Source organism: Nocardia sp. NBC_01329, assembly GCF_035956715.1.
Classification (GTDB): domain Bacteria; phylum Actinomycetota; class Actinomycetes; order Mycobacteriales; family Mycobacteriaceae; genus Nocardia.
In genome coordinates this window covers 5020237-5039775 of sequence record NZ_CP108381.1, presented here as the reverse complement: position 1 = coordinate 5039775, position 19539 = coordinate 5020237, and the positions used below count along the sequence as shown (strand labels likewise).

General features: G+C 67.7%; 18 protein-coding genes. 7 read left to right on the top strand and 11 right to left on the bottom strand.

What is annotated here, in order from left to right; translation table 11 throughout:
* Positions 1-3 precede the first annotated feature (3 nt).
* On the top strand, positions 4-966 hold the full coding sequence (locus tag OG405_RS22785) for a Fic family protein (RefSeq protein ID WP_327148499.1): 963 nt from the start codon (positions 4-6) through the stop codon (positions 964-966).
* Positions 967-1052: 86 nt separating this feature from the next.
* On the opposite strand, the gene OG405_RS22780 is transcribed toward OG405_RS22785, so the two are convergent.
* The 3 genes from OG405_RS22780 to OG405_RS22770 form a co-directional block, all read right to left on the bottom strand.
* Complete coding sequence (locus OG405_RS22780; RefSeq protein WP_327148498.1) at positions 1053-1892, bottom strand: EamA family transporter; 840 nt, start codon at positions 1890-1892, stop codon at positions 1053-1055.
* A 473-nt stretch (positions 1893-2365) separates the two neighbouring features.
* Positions 2366-2908 carry a C40 family peptidase gene (locus OG405_RS22775; protein ID WP_327148497.1) on the bottom strand — a complete coding sequence of 181 codons (543 nt, stop codon included), beginning with the start codon at positions 2906-2908 and terminating at the stop codon, positions 2366-2368.
* 246 nt (positions 2909-3154) lie between these two features.
* Positions 3155-3736, bottom strand: coding sequence for a helix-turn-helix domain-containing protein (locus OG405_RS22770; RefSeq protein ID WP_327148496.1), 582 nt, complete (start codon positions 3734-3736; stop codon positions 3155-3157).
* Positions 3737-3828: 92 nt separating this feature from the next.
* On the opposite strand from OG405_RS22770, the gene OG405_RS22765 reads away from it, so the two are divergent.
* The 3 genes from OG405_RS22765 (at position 3829) to OG405_RS22755 (ending at position 8147) form a co-directional block, all read left to right on the top strand.
* Positions 3829-4419 (top strand): class I SAM-dependent methyltransferase, encoded by a 591-nt coding sequence (locus OG405_RS22765; RefSeq protein WP_327148495.1) that lies wholly within the window; start codon positions 3829-3831, stop codon positions 4417-4419.
* Positions 4420-4574: 155 nt separating this feature from the next.
* Complete coding sequence (locus OG405_RS22760; protein ID WP_442790782.1) at positions 4575-7046, top strand: CocE/NonD family hydrolase; 2472 nt, start codon at positions 4575-4577, stop codon at positions 7044-7046.
* Positions 7047-7136: 90 nt separating this feature from the next.
* Positions 7137-8147, top strand: a complete 1011-nt coding sequence (locus OG405_RS22755) for an adenylate/guanylate cyclase domain-containing protein (RefSeq protein WP_327148493.1) — start codon at positions 7137-7139, stop codon at positions 8145-8147.
* A 105-nt stretch (positions 8148-8252) separates the two neighbouring features.
* On the opposite strand, the gene OG405_RS22750 is transcribed toward OG405_RS22755, so the two are convergent.
* On the bottom strand, positions 8253-8579 hold the full coding sequence (locus tag OG405_RS22750; protein ID WP_327148492.1) for an SHOCT domain-containing protein: 327 nt from the start codon (positions 8577-8579) through the stop codon (positions 8253-8255).
* Between the two features lie 13 nt (positions 8580-8592).
* A complete protein-coding gene (locus tag OG405_RS22745; RefSeq protein ID WP_327148490.1) occupies positions 8593-9012 on the bottom strand; it encodes a DUF6325 family protein in 420 nt (139 codons plus the stop codon).
* Positions 9013-9112: 100 nt separating this feature from the next.
* Here OG405_RS22745 and OG405_RS22740 point away from each other — a divergent pair, with 100 nt between their 5' ends.
* Positions 9113-10045, top strand: coding sequence for an aldose 1-epimerase family protein (locus tag OG405_RS22740; RefSeq protein ID WP_327148489.1), 933 nt, complete (start codon positions 9113-9115; stop codon positions 10043-10045).
* An 87-nt stretch (positions 10046-10132) separates the two neighbouring features.
* On the opposite strand, the gene egtD is transcribed toward OG405_RS22740, so the two are convergent.
* On the bottom strand, positions 10133-11107 hold the full coding sequence (gene egtD / locus OG405_RS22735; RefSeq protein WP_327148488.1) for an L-histidine N(alpha)-methyltransferase: 975 nt from the start codon (positions 11105-11107) through the stop codon (positions 10133-10135).
* A 1050-nt stretch (positions 11108-12157) separates the two neighbouring features.
* Between egtD and OG405_RS22730 the strand changes: the two genes are divergently transcribed.
* A complete protein-coding gene (locus OG405_RS22730) occupies positions 12158-12463 on the top strand; it encodes a hypothetical protein (protein WP_327148487.1) in 306 nt (101 codons plus the stop codon).
* 21 nt (positions 12464-12484) lie between these two features.
* Here OG405_RS22730 and OG405_RS22725 read toward each other — a convergent pair whose 3' ends face one another.
* The 5 genes from OG405_RS22725 to OG405_RS22705 all read right to left on the bottom strand — a co-directional run bounded on the left by OG405_RS22725 (position 12485) and on the right by OG405_RS22705 (position 18660).
* The gene (locus tag OG405_RS22725) at positions 12485-14200 is read right to left on the bottom strand and encodes an ABC transporter ATP-binding protein (RefSeq protein ID WP_327148486.1); all 1716 of its coding nucleotides are present in this window, start codon (positions 14198-14200) and stop codon (positions 12485-12487) included.
* Complete coding sequence (locus OG405_RS22720) at positions 14197-16005, bottom strand: ABC transporter ATP-binding protein (RefSeq protein WP_327148485.1); 1809 nt, start codon at positions 16003-16005, stop codon at positions 14197-14199. Before OG405_RS22720 ends, OG405_RS22725 begins: the two co-directional genes overlap by 4 nt.
* A 156-nt stretch (positions 16006-16161) precedes the next feature.
* A complete protein-coding gene (locus OG405_RS22715; protein ID WP_327148484.1) occupies positions 16162-17010 on the bottom strand; it encodes an AraC family transcriptional regulator in 849 nt (282 codons plus the stop codon).
* 108 nt (positions 17011-17118) lie between these two features.
* Positions 17119-18345 (bottom strand): cytochrome P450, encoded by a 1227-nt coding sequence (locus OG405_RS22710; RefSeq protein ID WP_327148483.1) that lies wholly within the window; start codon positions 18343-18345, stop codon positions 17119-17121.
* Positions 18346-18396: 51 nt separating this feature from the next.
* Positions 18397-18660, bottom strand: coding sequence for a ferredoxin (locus OG405_RS22705; RefSeq protein WP_327148482.1), 264 nt, complete (start codon positions 18658-18660; stop codon positions 18397-18399).
* A 253-nt stretch (positions 18661-18913) separates the two neighbouring features.
* Between OG405_RS22705 and OG405_RS22700 the strand changes: the two genes are divergently transcribed.
* Positions 18914-19519 (top strand): hypothetical protein, encoded by a 606-nt coding sequence (locus tag OG405_RS22700; protein ID WP_327148481.1) that lies wholly within the window; start codon positions 18914-18916, stop codon positions 19517-19519.
* The last annotated feature ends 20 nt before the right edge of the window (positions 19520-19539 follow it).

Here is a 19539-nt window from a genome sequence, read left to right as displayed (position 1 = left end):
AAAGTGGCCACCGTTGATGTCGAGGACCTCCTGGCCGGAGAGCACGATGTGGACATCTCCGAGGAGAACCGCGCGGAGACGCTCGCCTATGAGCAGATGATGACCTATATCCAGACCTTGCACGACGTCGAAGACTTCACCTACGTCAAAGAGATGCTGAATGCCCTGCATTGGATGTTGCAGGGACATCGTCATTCACCGCGCAAACCGGCGGGGCAGTGGCGGCGTGGACAGGTCTATGTAACCGATGCCCGCGACCCGAGTATTGCCGCGTACACCGCCCCGGACGCCGACGCGGTTCCCCGGCTCATGGCGGAGTTGGTGGACTGGCTCGAAACCGCGGACGGGACGCATCCGCTGATTCGCGCGGCCATGGCGCATTTGCATCTTGTCTCCATCCATCCGTGGGCCGACGGGAACGGCCGGATGTCGCGCTCACTACAGACGCTGATGATCGCTCGGGAGGGGGTGCTGGCCCCGGAGTTCTGCTCGATCGAGGCATGGCTCGGCCGGCCGGGTAATACGTGGGAGTACTACCGGGTGCTGCGACGTCTCGGCAGCGAATATCGTCCCGGCCAGGATGTATCGGAGTGGGTCCGGTTCAACCTGACCGCGTACCACCAGCAGGCGCAGTCCGTGCGTGCGCGGTTCGTCCGATCCGGGCGGGTATGGGAGCAGCTATCGGAGTTCGCGACCGCCGAATCGCTCGACGAACGTCTGGTCACCGCGTTGCACGATGTGGCGATGTCGGGTCGGGTGCGTCGGAGCCGGTACGAACAGAGTGAAGGTCTGAGTGTTCAGCAGGCCCAGCGTGACCTGCGTGAACTCGTCCGCAGGCGGATTCTGGAACCGGTGGGGCGCACTCGCGCGCGATTGTATGTCGCCGGTTCGTTCTTCCCCGAAGCTGTTTCGGAGACGGCGCGCACACCGGTGACATTGACCGACCCGTATGCGCCGCGCACCTGATGAAACCGCGCCGCAGCGCTTTCTCGGGAGCGATATCGATCGAGGGTCGGTGACGCCGAACGCGGTATGCGCGCCGTATCCACAGATCAGGTAGCTGGAACTGGGTCGTTGGGGATCGGCCGGACGGGCTGGGGCCCCGCAGGGGTTTCGGGCGGAATCGGTGTGCGTCGGTCGGCGAGCAGGGTCGCGCCCGCGCTCGCCCCGACCACCGCGGCGATACCCGCCCACTGCAGCGGCCGCAATGTCTCGCCGAGCAGGGCGAGCCCGGCCAGCGCGGCGACCGCCGGTCCCATGCTCATCATGACGCCGAAGGTCGAGACCTCCATGTGGCGTAGCGCGTTGAGTTCGATGGCGTGTGGGACCAATGAGGTGAGTACGGCGACGGCGACGGCCCCGGTCAGGAACCAGGGATCCAGTGGGAGGTCCTCGGTGCGGGTCAGCAGTACCGGGACCGTGACCAGGGCACCGAGTCCCAGGGCGAGGGCGAGGGCGTCGTTGGTCGGGGTGTAGCGGGCAACGGCTTTACCGAAGACGATGTAACCGGCCCAGCCGAGTCCGGACAGCAGTGCGAAGCCGATTCCGGTCCACGAGGCGGTTCCGGCGGAATCGGTGAGAAGTAGTACTCCGGCGCCCGCGGTCACGGCCAGGATCAGGTTGCTCGGGCGCCAGGAGGTGAACAGGGCGACGCAGAGCGGGCCGAGGAATTCGATGGTGACCGCCATACCGAGTGGTATGTGCTCGATGGCGGCGTAGAAGCAGAGGTTCATCATTGCGATGGCGGCGCCGAGCGCCACGATACCGGGAATCGCGCGCGGGTCGATCCGCAGGGACGGGCGCCAGATGAGGATCGCGAGAAGGCCGGCGAATGCGATGCGCAGGCATACCGTTGTCTGGGCGCCCGCGATTTCTATCAAATTCTTGGCCATGGCCGAGCCGAGATGAATGCATATCATCGCGGCGACTACGAGCATGTGGGCCGGTATGGCCGGGGCTCGATATCCACGTCCTGACCTGCTCGGTAAGACGGGATCGACTGCTGGGGTGAGTGACACGGCGTCACAGTAATGGTCGAAACTACTAATAGGCATTTGTAATTTTTCCCGCGGGCGGGAAATGCACGGCTTTTCTGTGTTTCCGGGCCTTCCGTTCACGAAATGTTGACAGGACCGCCTGAGTTTGTAACTTGCCGGTCGGCTGTATGGGCCGGCCGATCGTATGCTCCGGCGAAGGCGTGATCAAAGAAAGGGCGAGGCGCGGTCGGAAGTCCGAACGTCTCGGATTTTCGCAGCCGGCCCCGGAACGCAAACCGTTCCGGGGCCGTGCTGTACCTGTGCGTCGTGGGCCCGAGGCTGTGGTTCGGGCTTGCTGCCGGTCGGCCGGGACCACGTCGCGGCCCGGGTCAGAAGCGGCGTGCTCCGACCGCGGGCGAATACGACAGCGGGGATATCTCCACGGTGTCGGTCGCCGCGTGGATCACTTGACCGTCCCCGGCGTACAGCGCGGAATGGCCGCCGCCGCTGTAGGAGATCACATCGCCGACGTGCAGCTGATCGAGCGAGACCGGGGTGCCGGCGGACAGCTGGGACCAGCTGGTGCGCGGTACCTGCACTCCGGCCTGCTGATATGCCCACTGCACCAGGCCCGAGCAGTCGAAAACATTCGGCCCGGCGCCGCCGGAGACATAGGGTGCCCCGAGTTTGCTGCGCGCCGCCGCGACCGCGATATCGCCGACCGGCGGGGCGGGGGAGATCTGTGGGGCGGGTATGCCGATCCCGGGGATTCCGGTCGGCAACTGGATCTGATCGGGGAGTTCGAATGTGCCGAGGCCGGGAACGGTTATCGGCTGAGCTCGAGCGGGTGCCGTTGTTCCGAGAATGGCGCCGGCCGCGGCGGCCATGAGGACCAGTGCGGCACAGCGCTGACGTATCGGTACAGACTCCATAATTGCGGTCCTCCGTGCTCAGGTCGAGAGCCGGTGGATCACAACGACTTTCACCGCCGATTGCGCGGCGAGAACATCACCGACTGCTCGAACAGCGTTGGAAATACACCACAGCTATATGTCGGTCCTGCAAACCCGGGGAGTCATGTTTCGCCGAAATGCGCGCCGATCCGGAAACGACACGGACAACATTGATCACGAAACGGTAACTATTCTAATTTCCGCAGCGTAGGCGCGGGGTCGATATCACTCCGGCCGATATCTGGCCTTGATGTGGAACCGCTCGCCCTGCGGGCCGTAGATGCTCAGGTATTCCACGGGGTGCTCGTCGGCGTTGCCGAACCAGTGCGGCAGGTGGGTGTCGAATTCGGCGACCTCGCCCGGGGTGAGGATCATGTCCTGGTCGCCCAGGATCAAGCGCAGTTTGCCGTTGAGGACGTAGAGCCAGTGGTAACCCTCGTGGGTGCGCGGATCGGGCTGGGCGGCGGCGCGGCCGGACAGGATCTGCTTGTAGGCCTGTAGTCCGCCCGGTCTGCGGGTCAACGGGATGAAGGTCTGGCCGTGATGGGTCACCGGACGGGTGTGCACCCGGGGGTCGCCGGTCTCCGGTGCGTCGACCAATTCGTCCAACGGCACCTGATGGGCCTTGGCCAGGGGGAGCAGTAGTTCGAGGCTGGGTTTGCGCTGACCGGATTCCAGGCGGGACAGCGTGCTCACCGGGATGCCGGTGACCTCGGACAGCGCCGTCAATGTGGTGCCGTTGCGGCGGCGCAGCTCGCGCAACCGTGGGCCGATCGCCTCGATGACTTCGCCGAACTCCTGATCCATCCCTCTATTGCAGATATGGCAAATAAATTTGTCAAGCCAGCTGTTTGCCCGGATGCTGGGCAGCGCACCTCGACCACATCAGGAGAAAACGCATGGACCAGCAATTCTGGGACGATATGTACAGCGGCAGCGACCAGCACTTCAGTGGGTTGCCCAACGATGCCCTCGTCACCGAAGTGACCGGGATGACACCCGGCCGAGTCCTGGATCTCGGCTGCGGTGAGGGTGCGGACGCATACTGGCTGGCCGAGCAGGGCTGGCAGGTGACCGCCGTCGACATCTCGCAGGTTGCGCTGGACCGCGCGGGGGCCGGGCATCCGGAGATCGCCTGGCAGCGCGCCGATATCACCGTCGCGCCGATGCCGGCGGGTTCGTTCGATCTGGTCTCGGCGCACTACTTCCCGATCGCCCACCAATCGGACCACGCCACCGTGCGCGGACTGCTCGAAGCCGTGGCTCCGGAGGGGACGCTGCTGTTCGTCTCGCACGACCCCACCGAATTCCCGCCGCGCGAAGAGAATCCGCATGGTTTCGACCCGTACGACTTCTATCAGCCGTCCGAAATCGCGGGGCTCCTCGGCGACGAATGGACCATCGAGGTCGAGGACCGGCGTGATCGCAACCGGCCCGCCGCCGGCCATCAGATCAAGGATCTCGTCCTGCGGGCGCGACGGGCGGGCTGAGGTCCGCAGCGCGCATCACCTGCGCGGCCACACTCACCTCGGATTCCGGTAATCGGCCGGGACCGCGCGTCGGAACCCCATTCGGTCAGAGCGAATTGCTATCGTCGGCTCCACCTGTGCGCGGAAACCGGAACCACGAGGTGGAGGGTTTGTTCATGCGGCTGTACCGGGTTCACGGGCTCGCGGCCGCCACCGTGGTCATCATCGTGACCGTGATCCTGGTGGTGGCAGCGCAATACGCACGCCACCCGGTCCATCGCGATACCGCGCCTGCCGCGTCACCGGCCGAGCTCGCCCAGCAGTGGACCGCCCTGCACGACGGGCCGCAGCCGTATCCGGAAACACAGATCGACAAAGACGTGCTGATCACCATGAGCGACGGCGTCGTACTCAAAGCCGATGTCTACCGGCCCGCCGCGGCCGGTGGCGCGGCCGAGACCCGGCCGCTGCCCACGATCGTCACCATGACGCCGTACTCGAAGATGATGTCGAGTCTCATCGATTCGGCGATGGGCGATCCCGAAGTGCGGCAGTGGACCATGGACCTGGTACGCCGGATCAACCTGACCGGCACCCCGATCAGCGGCTTCGAGGATCTGCTGCACGCCCTCGACGGCGGCACGGTGGCGACCGTGCTCGGGCTCGACAGCCAGCTCGTCCGCGCCGGATACACGGTCGTATCGGTCGATGTGCGCGGTACCGGGCAGTCGCAGGGACTGTGGGACACCCTCGGTGAACGTGAACAGCTCGACACGCGCGAGGTGATCGAATGGTCGGCCCGTCAGCCCTGGTCCAACGGACGGATCGCCATGAGCGGCGGGTCCTACGCCGGGATCAATCAGTTGCGCGCCGCGGAGAACGCGCCGAAACCGTTGCAGGCCATCTTCCCGGTCGAACCCGGTAGCGATCTCATGCGCGATGTGGTGGCACCGGGCGGCGGAGTGGGCGTGACCTTCCTGCCGCTGTGGCTGAACCAGGTGAACCAGGCGAAACTCATGCCGGATGTGAAGTCGATGCTCGACGGCACCTTCGACTGGCAGTGGCTCAGCGACCGGATGGCCGATCCCGCGACGAACTACGACCTGCTGGCCCAAGCCCTGCTCACACCGTCGTTGCGCAATATGCCACCGGCGCTGGCCGACGCGTTGGACGAGAACAGCGCCTTCCGGCAGGGCATCATGGGCCATCCGGAGAAGATCACCGTGCCGACCTTCGTCTACGGCGGCTGGCACGATATCTTCGCCAACAGCGCGACCACTCTCTACAACGACATCCAGCTGCCGCCGGGGCGTAAACAGCTCATCGTCGGCGATACCTATCACGCCAACCCCGGGTCGGGAACGGGCCGGGCGGGGTCCCCGCCGCGATTGGACGTTCTGCAGCGCGCGTGGTTCGACCACTGGCTCAAGGACATCGACAACGGTATCGCCGGTTACGGCCCGGTGATCGTCTGGGAGCAGGGCGGCAACTGGGTGGTGATGGACCAGTTCCCGCAGCCGGGTATGACGCACCGGCGGGTCTATCTGTCCGGCGCCCCCAGCGGCACCACCGACGACAGCGTGCACGACGGTTCGCTCGTCGGGCAGCCGGACGGAGCCGACCGGCTCACGGTGGCGCCGGGTCTGACGAATCTGTGTTCGCGGGATATGGCGCAGGGATCGGCGGGGATCGGCGCGGTACTGGATATGTGCGCCAAGGATTCCCGGATCGCCGAACGCAACGCGCTCACCTTCACCACCGAGCCGATCGCCGAACGCACGATCGTGTCCGGTCCGATCAACGTGCACCTCAACACGGTCCACGACGCCCAGGACGGCTACTGGAACGTGACGGTCAACGATGTGGCGCCGGACGGCACCTCGACCGTGCTGAGCACCGGCCAGCTCACCGCGTCGCTGCGGGCGATCGACGACGCCCGCAGCACCCGGTCACCCAACGGAGATCTCACCGCGCCGCACAACCCGCTCACTCTCGACAGTGTGCAGAAGGTGGTGCCCGGCGAAGCGGTCACCCTCGATATCGCGGTGATTCCGATCCAGGCGGTGCTGGCGCCGGGGCACCGGCTGCGGCTCGACGTTTTCGCCGGTAACTCGCCCAAGGCGCTGGCCTTCCGGCCCATGCTGAACGACACCGAGCTCAAACCTCAGCATCTGGCGCTGGATCCGGCCGCGCCGAGTTTCATCAATCTCCCGACCGATCGGCCGCTGTTCGTCTCGCGGAGCGAACCGGGCCGGGCGGCCCCGCCCTCGGCGCCGGTTCCCGCACCGCGATCGGCCCCGGCGCCGCAGTCGGCGCAGGCCCCCGGCTCGCCCGCGATCCCCACCACGCCGCAGGCGGTCCCCGCCCCGGAGCTGCCCCCGAACTCCGCCCCACAGCCGGTGACGACCGCCCCGCCGCCGACGGCGCCCCCGGCTCCCGCGCCCGCTCCTGCCCAGGCGCCCGCCCCCGTCGAGGCGCCCGCTCCTCCCGTCGAGGCGGTCATCCCTCCCGTCGAGGTGCCCGGGCCCGCGCCCGCTCCCGCGCCCGCGCCCGCGCCCGCTCCCGCGCCCGCGCCCGCGCCCGCGCCCGCGGCGGCGCCGCAGGTGGCCCCGGCCGCGGGGTCCTGGTCCGCGCGGCCGGGTCGGTAGCTGTCCGGGATACCGGCGCCATGACGCAGATCACCGAACGATTCCTCCCGTCCCGCCGCCAGGCCGCCGCGGCGTCGTAAGGTTTCGGCCATGGTGTCGCAGGAGAGGGCCGAATCGGTGCGGTCGGCGGCAGAGGCGAGCCTGCTCGCCGGCCGTCGGCGCTACAACCGTATCGAGGTCGCCGAAAAAGCCGAGGTATCGCCGGAGCTGGCCAGACGGCTGTGGGTCTCCCTGGGTTTCCCCGCCAGCGAGGACGACAGTGCGCGCGATTACACCGACGCGGATATCGCCGCGATCCAGCGGTTCCGGGAGGTCGGGATCCTGGCCGGGGCCGATGCCCGCCAGCAGGCCGCCACCGCCCGCACGATCGGACAGACCATGGCGCGCCTGGCGGAATGGCAGGTCGATCTGGTGCTCGCCGAGATCGATCGACGCGTCGCCGCCGCCGGAGCCGACGGGGACCGCGCACAGATCACCCGCACCGCGACCGCCGAAACGGTGGAATTGCTGGAGAGCCTGCTGTCCTACGCGTGGCGACGGCACCTCGACGCGGCGCTCGCGCGCAATCTGGAGGAGACCGGCCCGGCCGAGGATTCGACCAGGGTGCTGGCCGTCGGCTTCGCGGATATGGTCGGCTACACCCGGCTGACCCGGCACCTCCATCCGGACGAACTGTCCACGTTGCTGGAAGCCTTCGAGTCCACCACCAACGACGCCATCGCCGAGAACGGCGGCTGGGTTGTCAAGAACGTCGGTGACGAAGTCATGTTCGCGGCCGAATCGCCGCTGGCCGCGGCCCGGATCGCGCTGGCGCTGCAGGAATCCACCATGACCGTGGGCACCACCCCGGAACTGCGGGTGGCCATCGCCTACGGGCCGGTGCTGCAGCGTTTCGGCGACCTGTACGGCTCGGTGGTGAACATCGCCGCCCGGCTCACCGGTGTCGCCCGGCCGGGCACGATCCTGGTGGACGACGGTGCCGCGGCCGCACTGGACGGTGAGACGGAACTGGATATCCGGCATCTGCGCAGTGTGCGGGTGCGCGGGTTCAACCGGCTGCGGCCGCATCTGCTCCGGCGTAACGGGAAAGCCGGATCCTGAACCCCAGGCGGCGATCCCGCTGCGGCAGGCGGCCGCGGACTGCGACGCGGTGATCGTCAACGGGCTCTAGCGCCACTTCAGTAGCCCGTCACTTCAGCAGCCCGGCTACTGCAGTAGCTGAGCCTTGGCCGCCGCGAACTCCTGCTCCGAAAGAGTCCCGGAATCGCGCAACCGGCCGAGACGCTCCAGCTTGGCCACCAGGTCCTGTTCGGACTGCGCGGGTACGGGCGGGGCCTGCGGCGGCGCGTACTGCGCCGGAGGCTCCTGGTAGACCTGCTGCGGTTCCTGGTATGCCTGCTGCTCGCTCGCCCGGCGCTGGGAGCGACGGTCGAGGGCATTGGTGGTGGCGCGGGCGGTACCCGCCACCACGGCCGTCCGGGCGACCGTGCCGAGCAGCCCCGGCCGTCCTACGCGTCCTGCCCTGAACACCATGGCCGGTCCTTTCTCACGAGGCGGCGAGCGCCGCGTCCACGGCGTCGCGCGGAATCTGGACGTGCAGCGCCAGTTCGCCGCCGGCAGCGGCCACGGTAGCGCCCAGCCGACGGGCCCAGGTCTGTTCGTAGACCACCACCACGGCGGAGGTGCCCGGTTCGAGGGTGTCGCGGACGATATCGAGATCGGCGTCGCTGACCAGCCCGCGCGGGTCGACGGACAGCCCCGCCAGCCCCACATCCTGCAATGGCTCGTCCACCTCGAGCTGGACGATATCGCCGTCCGCTGTTCTCGCCAGATAGATCAGGTCGATGATGGTGGCGTCGCCGTGGTCGACCACCTCGCGCAACGCGTCGACTACGGAAGGCGCGACCCGGTCGGCGGGAAAGGCCAGTACGGCCAGTTCGACAGGGCCCAGGCGCTCGGTCGTCATAGCTGTCGATCCTGTGCCGTCGACGCGCGCGCCACATCATCCGATTCGGGTGAAACCGCGCCGCGGGCCGGTGGGAGTGCGTCGATCTAGGCTGGCGGAGGTGACCTCCTCCGAACCGACCCCGACCGGTCGTTCCATTGTTCTGAAGACCCGGAGTGCGCGCGCCGAGATCGGTACTGTGGCCGCTGTACTGCGGGGTCTGGCCGTCGACGGTGTCGCGGTCACCGAGCCGGTTCCAGCGGATGCCACACCATCGATGGGTGCCGGTATCGTCCTGGCGCCGTGGCCCAACCGGGTCCGCGACGGTATCTGGATCCTCGACGGGTTACCGCAGCAGCTCGATATCACCGAGGTGACGCGTTCGAACGCCATCCACGGTTTGCTGCGCAATACCGACTACGAGATACGGCAACAGTCCGCCGGCACGGTGACGTTGGGCACGCTGATACCGCCACAGCACGGCTGGCCGTTCCTGCTGGACACCTGGGTGCGCTACGAACTGCACGCCGACGGGCTCAGCGTGACCCACGGGGTGGTCAACCACAGCGAACGGTCCGCGCCCTATGCGGTCGGCGCACACCCGTACTTCCGGATAGGCGCGACCCCGATCGAGGATCTGGTGCTGACGGTGGCCGCGGAGACGTACTTCGAGACCGATGCCCGGATGAATCCGGTGGCCGAACATCCGGTCGAGGGCACCCGCTACGACCTGCGTGCCGGAGTACCGCTCGCACAACTGGACCTGGATACGCCGTTCGGTGGGGTGACACCCGCGGCGGCGGCCCGGCTCACCGCACCCGACGGTGCGACGGTCGAACTCGCGGGGGATGCCGGGTGGGAATACCTGCAGGTCTTCACGCCCCGGGAGTTCCCGCGCCCGGACGGTAAAGGTGTCGCTGTCGCACTGGAGCCGATGACCGCGCCGCCGGACGCGTTGAACTCCGGTCGCGGCCTACGACACCTGGCACCCGGACAACGCTGGGAGGGGGGTTGGCGGATCCGCTATACGCCGGCGCCGGCATCGACCCCGTGAACTGCCCGGCCGGCCCGGAACAGAACCACCTCGCGACGCGGTAACCGGATCCGGAAGCCGCAGAATCACCGCGGCTCGGAAACCGGTTCACCTGTCGGCGAGTACCAGCGCGAATCGGTGGTCGGGATCGGCCCATGCCCGGCGCGTCCGGAAACCGGCTGCGGCCAGTTCGTTACGGAGAGCGGGTAGTCGGAACTTCGCCGAGATCTCGGTACGGATCTGCTCGCCGGCGGCGAAATCGGCCACCAGATCCAGATCGGGAACCGTGACCCGCATCGGCTTCGTGGCGGCCAAACGCATTTCGACCCATTCGAGATCGGGATCCCATACTGCGAAATGCTCGAATCCGAGCGGATCGAAATCCGCGCCGAGACGGTCGTTCAGCACATGCAGCACATTGCGGTTGAACTCCGCGGTCACACCCGCGGCGTCGTCGTAGGCGGGGATCATCACGGCGGGATCGGTCACCAGCCCGACGCCCACCAGCACCTGTTCGCCGGGTGTGAGCACCCGGTGCAATTCGCCGAGGAACGCGGTGCGGTCGAAAGGCGCCAGGTTGCCCAAGGTGCCGCCGAGTAACGCGACCAAGCGGCGGCCACCGTGCGGCAACGCCCGGAGCATGGTGGTGAAATCGCTGACGATTCCGTGGATGGACAGATACGGGAACTCGTCGCTGGCCCAATCGGCCGCGGCCCGCAACGCACTCTCGGAGACGTCCTGCGGTACGTAGGAGCACAGTGATCCGTGCGCGCTGAGCGCGTTCAGCAGCAGTCGCGTCTTCTCCGGAGATCCCGAACCCAGCTCGACCAATTCGGTCGCCCCGGAGGCCTGGCGTGCGATCTCATCGGCGCAGCCGTGCAGAAGCGCGCGTTCGGTGCGTGCCGGGTAGTACTCCGGGAGCCCGGTGATGAGATCGAAGAGTTTGCTGCCCCGGGCGTCGTAGAACCATTTGGACGGAAGCCATTTCCGGCGGCTGGACAATCCCCAGAGCACATCGGTCCGCAACTGCTCGCGGAGATCGGCCTCCGTGAGCTGAATATCGAAAGTAGGTGCGATAGCCATTTGGATCCCTCTCCTTCCGCGGCCGTTGCCGGAAAACGTATGGCAACGGCGGCGGAGGGACATCCGCCATCCCGAGCGGAATATCCGCACTGCCACTCGGGACCGGATGACCGCTGCGGGCTCGGCGAGAACGACTGGCCCGCACGCGGGCGATGCCGGCGGTGGCGTCGGTCACAGTGCGCGCCGGATCGCATCCGTTCAGCAAACATGACGGGCGGCCCTTTCCAGGAGTCTGCGGCCCGGCAGTTTCCGGCCATACTTCGACCACAGGCCGCTATTCGGCCGATCCGTGGCCGTTCTGCAACCCTTCCTCCGCTTGACACCCGATAGCGGTGGCAGCATATTGGCTACTGTTCGGACAATGATCGAATACCGCGACGAAGACTGCACGCACCGCTCCGCGACAGGAGAGTTGGATGCCGCTTTTCTCGCCGGGTTTCTCCGGTCGACGCCGCGATACCGCCGCCGATGCGTGCCCGCCCCCGGGGCGTGATCGCGCCAGGGATTTCCCCGGGCTCTCGACCGGTCCGGCACCGGGCGTGCACCCCGGGAACCGGGCCCTGACCGTCACCGGCGAGGCCGATGACCCGACCGGGCGGGATCGGTTCCGGGCCCACGCCGCCGCGGCCGGCCTGCTCCGTGCGCGATCCGGAACAGTGCCACTACCTCGATGAACTGGACTACCTCGAGGATGGACTACCTCGAGGAACTGGACGTTTTCGGCGGATCGAGGCCCGGGTGGACTTCGCGTACACCCGGCGCGGCGCCCGTCGACTGCCCGCGACCGGCGGGCCGGCTCGGATTGCCGGCCCGCCGGTCCACGACGTTGCCCGGCGCCCAGGACCGGTGATCTTCTTCTCGGTTGCGGCGAATTCGTCGGCATGATCCGGTTCGATTCGTAGAATGCCCAGTGTGCGAGGCGTTTCGGCGCGCGCACGGGATTCGGCGATGCAACCCCGTGGTTGACGGCCTAGAATCGTACCCAGAACTTCTCGTGGTTAAACCAGCCTGCCGGCTGGACCGGGCCCGCGGGCAGGTAGGAGAGCGTCAGTGGACCTCGAAGAAGCGCGTCGTTTCGCGGCGGGGGTGTGGAGCAGGGCGGATCTGACACGTACAGAGCGCTTGGCGGCGGTCAAGGCGGATGGGCACGCCCGCGGTAAGGAGCCGTTCGATCTGGGTCGGCTCGAAGCGTTGTGCGATACGAGCGATGCGGGACGGATGGACCCGATGTCTTGGCGGCATCGTCGTTTCGAGCTGATCTACTACAGCCATCCGGAGATGATGAGTATGGAGGATCTCGCCGACCACGTCCTGATGACGCAGGGCTTCGGCCCGTCGATCCGCCCGATCGACTAGGTCGAGCCCGCCACTCAGGACTTATTCGCACACGCCCGGTGCTGCGGATACCTCCCAGAAATCGGCGTAGCGACCGCCGCGACGCAACAGTTCGTCGTGACCGCCCTCCTCCACGACCCGCCCCTTGTCCAGGAAGACGATTCGATCGGCCCGCTGGACCGTCCGCAGCCGATGCGCCACCATGACGACCGTCCGGCCGGCCATGAGGCGTTCGATACCTTCGTGCACGGCTGCCTCGTTCACCGGATCCAGCGCCGAGGTCACCTCGTCGAGCAGTACGATCGGCGCGTTCTTCAGCAGCGCTCGCGCGATGGATACGCGCTGGCGTTCACCACCCGACAGCAGCGCCCCGCCTTCGCCGACCTTCGCCGACCGGCCCCCGGGCAGGCGTTCGATCACATCGTCGAGACGGGCCGCGGTGGCCGCCGCGCGGATATCGGCCTCGGTGGCGTCGGGTCGGCCGAGACGGATGTTGTCCTCGATCGTGCCGTCGAACAGGTAGACGTCCTGGAACACCATGGCGAACTGTGCGGTGGCCACCGCGGTATCGACGGCCCGCACATCCACACCACCGACCCGCACGGTCCCGGCGTCCACATCGTGGAAGCGCGCGATCAACTGCAACACCGTGCTCTTACCCGCGCCCGACGGGCCGACGATGGCGAGCCGCCGGCCTTCCGGCACCGAGAGCGACAGGTGGTCTATCACCGTGCGGGCCCCGTGCGCGAATACGACGGACTCCAGCTCCAGGCTGTGACCGGCCGGGCGCACCGGTTCGGCGGCTTCCGGCAACGGTTCGACGCGCAAGAGGTCATCGAGCCGCGCCAGTACCGAATGCGCGCTGCGCAAGCTGCCGCCGATCTCGGAGAGCGACAGCAGCGGGTCGGCACAGCGCGCGGCCAGCACCAGAATCGTCAGCAGTTCCGCTGCGCCGATATCGCCACCCAGGGCCAGATAGGCGCCGAGTGCCAGCAGCGCGGTGAACATCGCCTGCACCGTGACCGCCGAGCCCACCGCACCGAACAGTGCCGCCGCCGTGGACCGCCGGTTCGCCGCCTCGACCTCGCGCAGCGAATCGTCGAGCAGCCGGAAACGTTCCCCGCTCCGGCTGCCTGCCCGCAGGACCGGCTGGGCCTGCAGATATTCGATGACCCGCGCGGTGGACTCCGCGTCCCGGGTGTGCCGTTCCTCGTCGGTGGCCGCCGCCGAACGCCCGGTTCGGATCTGAACCAGTGCCACGACCGGCACCGCCGCGAGCGCGGCCAGCCCCATCCGCCAGTCGAAGGCGAGCATGACCACGACGATGGTCAGCGGTGTCACACAGGCGGCGACGAACGGCGCCAGCAGATGTGCGATCACCCCCATCGCCTCGAGAATCCCGCGCCCGGCCAGCACCGATACCTGCCCGACCCGGCCCGGGCTGTACCAGCCGAGGGGCAACCGGGCCAGGTGATCGCCGAACCGGTGGTAGAGGCCCAGCAGCAGCGTGGACCCGACCCGGAAGCCGGACAGATCGCTGAGATAGCGCAGCACACCGTAGAACGTGACGGCGGCCACGAACGCGATCAGCCAGGGCCGGGCGTCGCCCGGTACGCTCCCGAACAGTGCTCGCAGCACCGGGACCAGCAGGGCGTAGGACAGACCCTCGGCGACCGCGGTCACCGTCATCAGCGCTACGGTGCGGCGCACCGGCCGGGCGTACTCGGGACCGAGCACCCGCAACAACAACCGGATCATCGCGGCATATCTCCTTGTAGCAGTTCACTGTCGGTTTGGATGTCCAGCGAGTGTCGGTCGAGCTGGTACGCGGCGAATCTCCCACCCGCGGCGCGCAGTTCGGCGGGGGTACCGCGTTCGACGATCGATCCGTTCTCCAGCATCACGACGGTGTCGGCGGCGGCGATCGTCTCCGGCCGATGGGCGATGACCAGGACCGTCCGATCGTCGGGCCGTGCCGCCAGTGCCCGGCGCACAGCCAGCTCGGTCCGCGGGTCCGCGAAGGCGGTGGCTTCGTCGAGCACGAGCACCGGCGTATTCGCGAGCAGGGCGCGAGCCAGGGAGATCCGCTGTGCCTCACCGCCGGACAGCCCGGTCTCGGCACCGAGGACCGTCTCGTATCCGTGCGGCAGTTCGAGGATCCGGTCGTGGATGTTCGCCGATTTCGCGGCGTGAACCACCTCGTCGAGACCGGCCTGCGGGACCGCCAGCGCGATATTTTCCGCGACCGAGGCGCGCAGCAACCGAACATCCTGGAAGACGAAGGAGACCGTCCGGTAGAGGTCTCGGGTGGCGAGGTCACGCAGGTCGACTCCACCCAGCATGATCGCGCCGTGGTCCGGGTCGAAGAAGCGCGGCAGCAACTGGACAAGCGTGGATTTCCCGCTGCCCGAGGGGCCGACCAGTGCGGTGACCGTGCCCGGTTCCAGGACCAGATCGATTCCGCGCAGTACCTCGTGTCCGGGGTCGTAGCCGAAGCGGACGTCCCGCAACTCCACCCGGTGGCCGGTGGGTGTGCGGGGTCGCGCGGGTTCGGGCAGCGGGGGCCGGTCGAGCACTTCGCGGATCCGGCCCACCGCGCGCCGGGCGGCCTGCAGATCGTCGAAACCGTGTCCGAGGGCGGCGACCGGGGCGGTCAGTCCCAGACCCAGCAGTAGGAAGGGCAGCAGGTCCGCCGGGGCCAGTTCACCGGAGGTGATCAGCGCGGTACCGCCGGCCAGCACTACGGCCAGCACGAACGGGGGTGAAAGCGCCAGCTGCATCCCTGCGGCGAGCACCGACATCCCGCGCACCCAGCGCAGGAATACCGCGACGAAAGATTCTGCCGCCGCGATGAATTCCCCGTGTGCGCGTTCGGTCCCGCTGAACGCTTTCACCACTGAGATGCCCTGGACGAATTCGACCACGGAATTCGATATCCGTCCCATCGCCGCGTCGAACTCCTCCTGTTCACGCAGCCGGGCCGGGAGCATCATGAGCGGGACCAGCGCAACCGCCAGCAGTACCGGTATCAGCGTGATCAGCGTGAGCCGCCAGTCGACGGCGCACAGATAGATCAGCGATACCAGCGGCACCACGAACGCGGCGACGAGCTCACCGGGAGCATGGGCGATGAACGGATGAACGGCGGCCACATCCTCACCGACGACCTTCGCCAGTTCGCCGGTCCGGCGACGGGAGAACCAGCCGATCGGTACCCGGGCCAGTCGCTCGGCCAGCTGCCGCCGGAACGCCAGCTGTACCCGGGCGTCCAGTAGGTGCCCGATTCCGGATGCCGCCGCCGTGCACAGCAGTCGCACGAATAGACCGGCCGCACCCGCTGTCACCACGATCCACACGTGGCCGTGGTCGATCGGATCGGAGGACAGCAGGGTGCGGCCCAGTTCCACCACCGCCAGCAGCGGCGCCAGACCGGCTACCGCGCCGACGATCTGTAGCACCACTACGGCGCCGAAACCGCCCAGGTAGGGGCGCAGCAACCGCGTCGGGTTCGCCGGCAGCGGACGGCCGAGCGGCGGGCATTCGATGCCTCTGACGTCGTTCATAGCGCTCCTGGCTTGCAGTCGAGTGGCGAGCGGAACGCCACGTCTCCCGGTGGGCACGGAAACACGGGCCCACCGGTACTTTCCGGATACGACTGCAAGCATCTGCGCGGCCCGGCGCGATGTATTGGATGAATGTTCCAGCCGAGACGGCCCTGATCAGTGCACGGGCACGTACGCCTGCCCAGCCCAGGCCATCTCGTCTACGGCGAGCCAGGGAGCGGCCGCCATCGCCCGGGGAGTTATCCCGGCGAAGGCCACCATGTCCCGATTGAGATGGGATTGGTCGGCGTAACCGCTGTCCGCGGCCACCAGCGCCGCGCTGTGTCCGGCGGCGAGCCGGTGCGCGGCGTGGTCGAAGCGGACCAGCTGCGCGGCGCGTTTGGGGGTGAGCCCGATCTGGGATCCGAATCGCGACCACAACCGCTTACGGCTCCATCCGGTCTCGGCCGCCAGCCGCTCGACCCGGACCTGCCCCCGGCTGTGCACCATTCGCGCCCAGGCGAACCCGACTTCCGGATCCACCGCGCGTCCTGTCTCGTAGCGGCGAACGAGGGCGGCTTTCGCGATCGTGAACCGCTCGTCCCATGCACGGGCGGACTGCAATCGCCGGCGGACCCGTTCGGCGTCGGATCCCCACAACTCCTCGAGCGGGACCATCGCCGCCCCCAATTCCGCGCAGGTACCCAGCACTCGGTATGCGACCGCCGGCGAAAGCCGGATCTGCAGGCAATCGATTTCGGTGCCTACCCCGCGCACGCTACCGGGTAGGAATCCGGCGAAGATCCCGCCGCGCAGCTGTCGGTCGTTCGTATCGTCGACGAGCCGTCCGTCTCCGAAATCTATGAACATCGTGAGTGCCGGGTGCGGGATAACCCGGATATCGACGAGATCCGCGGTCCGGCCCCGGAATCCTGCCATCTCGATCCCCGCGAGCCGATCTGCCCGGGTCGGGATCGCGATATCCCACAGTCCCGCGGCGGCACCGGACGACTGGACATATCCCATGGCGCAATATTACGGACCGCCGGCGGCCAACTCGAGTTCGCAGCGGCCCGGGGCCCGCGTGTTCGGCCGGAATGCCCGGCCGCGCGGATCGCGGCCGGGCGGCCTGGTCTACCGGGCGGGGGCGGTCCAGGTGACCGGGAGTTCGTGGACGCCGTAGATGTTCATATCGGTCCGCAGCGGTACCTCCCCGGCGGGAACGGCGAGCCGCAGCGTCGGAAAGCGGCGCAGCAGTCCCGCGAAACCGGCGCGCATCTCGATACGCGCCAGCTGCTGGCCCAGACATTGGTGCACGCCGTGGCCGAAGGACAGGTGACCGCGGGCCCTGCGGCGGATATCGAGAGTGTCCGGGTCGTCGAAACGCCGGGGGTCGTGGTTGGCGGCGAGTAGGGATACGACCACGGTGGAACCCCGCGGGATCGTTTCGCCGCCGAGTTCGAGGTCCTCGGTGGCGTAGCGGTAGAAGATATCGGCGACCGACAGGTAACGCATGAGTTCTTCGACCGCGTCCGGCATGAGGTCCGGGTTCGAGCTCAGTTCGGCCAGCTCCCCGGGGTTCTCCAGCAGTGCGAAGGTGCCCAGTGCCAGCATATTGGCGGTGGTTTCGTGGCCGGCGAGCAACAGCAGGAAGGAGATGCCGGTCAGTTCCTCGATGGTGAGGTCTTCATCGCGGGCGAGGTCGGACAGGATGTCCTCACCGGGTTCGGCGCGTTTGGCGGCGACCAGTTCGGCCAGATAACCCATCATCGCGCCGTAGGCGCCCATCTTCTCCTCCAGCGGCTGGTCCCGGAGCAGGAACTTGGCGGAGTTGGTCTGGAAGGTTTCCCGGTCTGCGTAGGGAACACCCAGCAGTTCACAGATCACCAGCGACGGCACCGGCAGCGCGAATGCCTTCACCAGATCCACCGGCGGGGCCAGTTTCGCCATCTGGTCGAGTTGCTGTTCGACGACCTCTTCGATGTGCGCTTCGAGCTCCTTCATCCGCCGGACGGTGAACGCGCCGATGAGTTTGCGCCGCAGCCGGGTGTGGTCCGGCGGGTCCATGGCGACGAATACACCCGGAATCTGCGGGGACGGTTCGGTCTGGGCAGGCATGTCCGGGCTCGCGTCGAGCGCGTGCAGGACACCGATGTCCTGGCGGGAGCTGAAGCGGGTATCGGCCAGAAGAGCACGGACCTCGTCGTAGCCGGTGACGAGCCATCCTTCGTGGCCGTCGGGGAAGATCAACGGGCTGACCGGGCGGGTCTCGCGCAGCCGGGTGATCGCCCGGGGCGGGTCGAAGGGGCCCGCATCACGGTCGATGGGAAGGCCGTGCGGGACCGAGGCAGTGTCGCTCATCGTATTCCTGTTCGTGGTGTTTGTTCGGTGTCCGGGCTGCGGAGCGCCGGGTCATGGTTCGAGGAGGCCGATCGCGGCCGCGGGACAGCTGTGGGCGGCTTCGCGGACTGTCGGGTGGTGCGGGGCCGAAGGGGTGGGATCGAGGACGCGCACCCGGCCGTCGGCCTCGTCCTGGTCGAACACCGCGGGTGCGATCAACGCGCACATACCGGCGCCGATGCAGCGCTCCCGGTCGACCCGGAGTTCCATCGGTTTCCTTTCCGACCGGGCGCCCGGACCGACCGGGCCGGGCGTCGCGACTGCTGGGCTTTTCATACGAGAACTGTCGCTGGGCACCCTGATATCGGCCTGACATTGCCCTGACACATCCACTGACACGGTGTTCGTCCTGGTCATCGATCTGATCGTCCGGTGACGACAGACTTCACTGCCCCGACCCTCCACGACTACGGTGGGATTTCGGGGAAAGGAGAGAGGCTCCTGGCTTTTCTGGGTCCCGCCCTGTCAGTCGGCGGAGGTACCGAGATCTACTCGGCGGATTCACACATGAACACGGATCACGGACTGGATGGGGAACCGAATGCTCTCGGATTATCAGCAACAGCTGCGCGACCGCTTGCTGGCTGCCCCGGTCGTACCGGCCCCACCGCCCTGGCACACAGTGCTGGATCGCGGAACGCCTATCGGTGGGCTGCTGGGCATCGGCTTCGCCGTCCATCCCGACGACGGACGCGACCTGGTCCTGGTCGTCTCCTCGGAGGGCCACGGACTCTTCGACACCGTCACCGGCGAGAAGATCGCCCGAGACCGCGATCCTGACCCCGACACCAGCACACCCGATGCCTCCGCGGATCTGACCTGCCCGGGACTCGGACCGATCACCGGCACCCGGGTCCACATCGCCGGTCTCTTCGGCGGAGGCCTGCATCACACGACCTCCGATGGCTGGGCACTGGACATCGTCACGCCCGAATGGCCCAACGAACGCGTCCTACTCTCAGCAGGCGGCAACATCTACGCGGACCCTCCAGATCAAGGCTGGTGGCACATCTTCCACTCCGACTACTCCACCTTCCGCGCCGCCGGATTCTCCCCCTCCGGCCGGACTCTCGCAGTCGCCACCAGCAGCGATCTCACCCTCTGGACCCGGCCGGCCGTCGACATCCCCACATGAACACCGAGCCACCGGCCCGC

Coding starts and splice junctions, on each gene's coding strand:
- OG405_RS22780 (WP_327148498.1), bottom strand. CDS start 1,892: ATGGCCAAGAATTTGATAGAAATCGCGGGCGCCCAGACAACGGTATGC.
- OG405_RS22775 (WP_327148497.1), bottom strand. CDS start 2,908: ATGGAGTCTGTACCGATACGTCAGCGCTGTGCCGCACTGGTCCTCATG.
- OG405_RS22770 (WP_327148496.1), bottom strand. CDS start 3,736: ATGGATCAGGAGTTCGGCGAAGTCATCGAGGCGATCGGCCCACGGTTG.
- OG405_RS22765 (WP_327148495.1), top strand. CDS start 3,829: ATGGACCAGCAATTCTGGGACGATATGTACAGCGGCAGCGACCAGCAC.
- OG405_RS22760 (WP_442790782.1), top strand. CDS start 4,575: ATGCGGCTGTACCGGGTTCACGGGCTCGCGGCCGCCACCGTGGTCATC.
- OG405_RS22755 (WP_327148493.1), top strand. CDS start 7,137: ATGGTGTCGCAGGAGAGGGCCGAATCGGTGCGGTCGGCGGCAGAGGCG.
- OG405_RS22750 (WP_327148492.1), bottom strand. CDS start 8,579: ATGGTGTTCAGGGCAGGACGCGTAGGACGGCCGGGGCTGCTCGGCACG.
- OG405_RS22745 (WP_327148490.1), bottom strand. CDS start 9,012: ATGACGACCGAGCGCCTGGGCCCTGTCGAACTGGCCGTACTGGCCTTT.
- egtD (WP_327148488.1), bottom strand. CDS start 11,107: ATGGCTATCGCACCTACTTTCGATATTCAGCTCACGGAGGCCGATCTC.
- OG405_RS22725 (WP_327148486.1), bottom strand. CDS start 14,200: ATGATCCGGTTGTTGTTGCGGGTGCTCGGTCCCGAGTACGCCCGGCCG.
- OG405_RS22720 (WP_327148485.1), bottom strand. CDS start 16,005: ATGAACGACGTCAGAGGCATCGAATGCCCGCCGCTCGGCCGTCCGCTG.
- OG405_RS22715 (WP_327148484.1), bottom strand. CDS start 17,010: ATGGGATATGTCCAGTCGTCCGGTGCCGCCGCGGGACTGTGGGATATC.
- OG405_RS22710 (WP_327148483.1), bottom strand. CDS start 18,345: ATGAGCGACACTGCCTCGGTCCCGCACGGCCTTCCCATCGACCGTGAT.
- OG405_RS22705 (WP_327148482.1), bottom strand. CDS start 18,660: ATGAAAAGCCCAGCAGTCGCGACGCCCGGCCCGGTCGGTCCGGGCGCC.
- OG405_RS22700 (WP_327148481.1), top strand. CDS start 18,914: ATGGGGAACCGAATGCTCTCGGATTATCAGCAACAGCTGCGCGACCGC.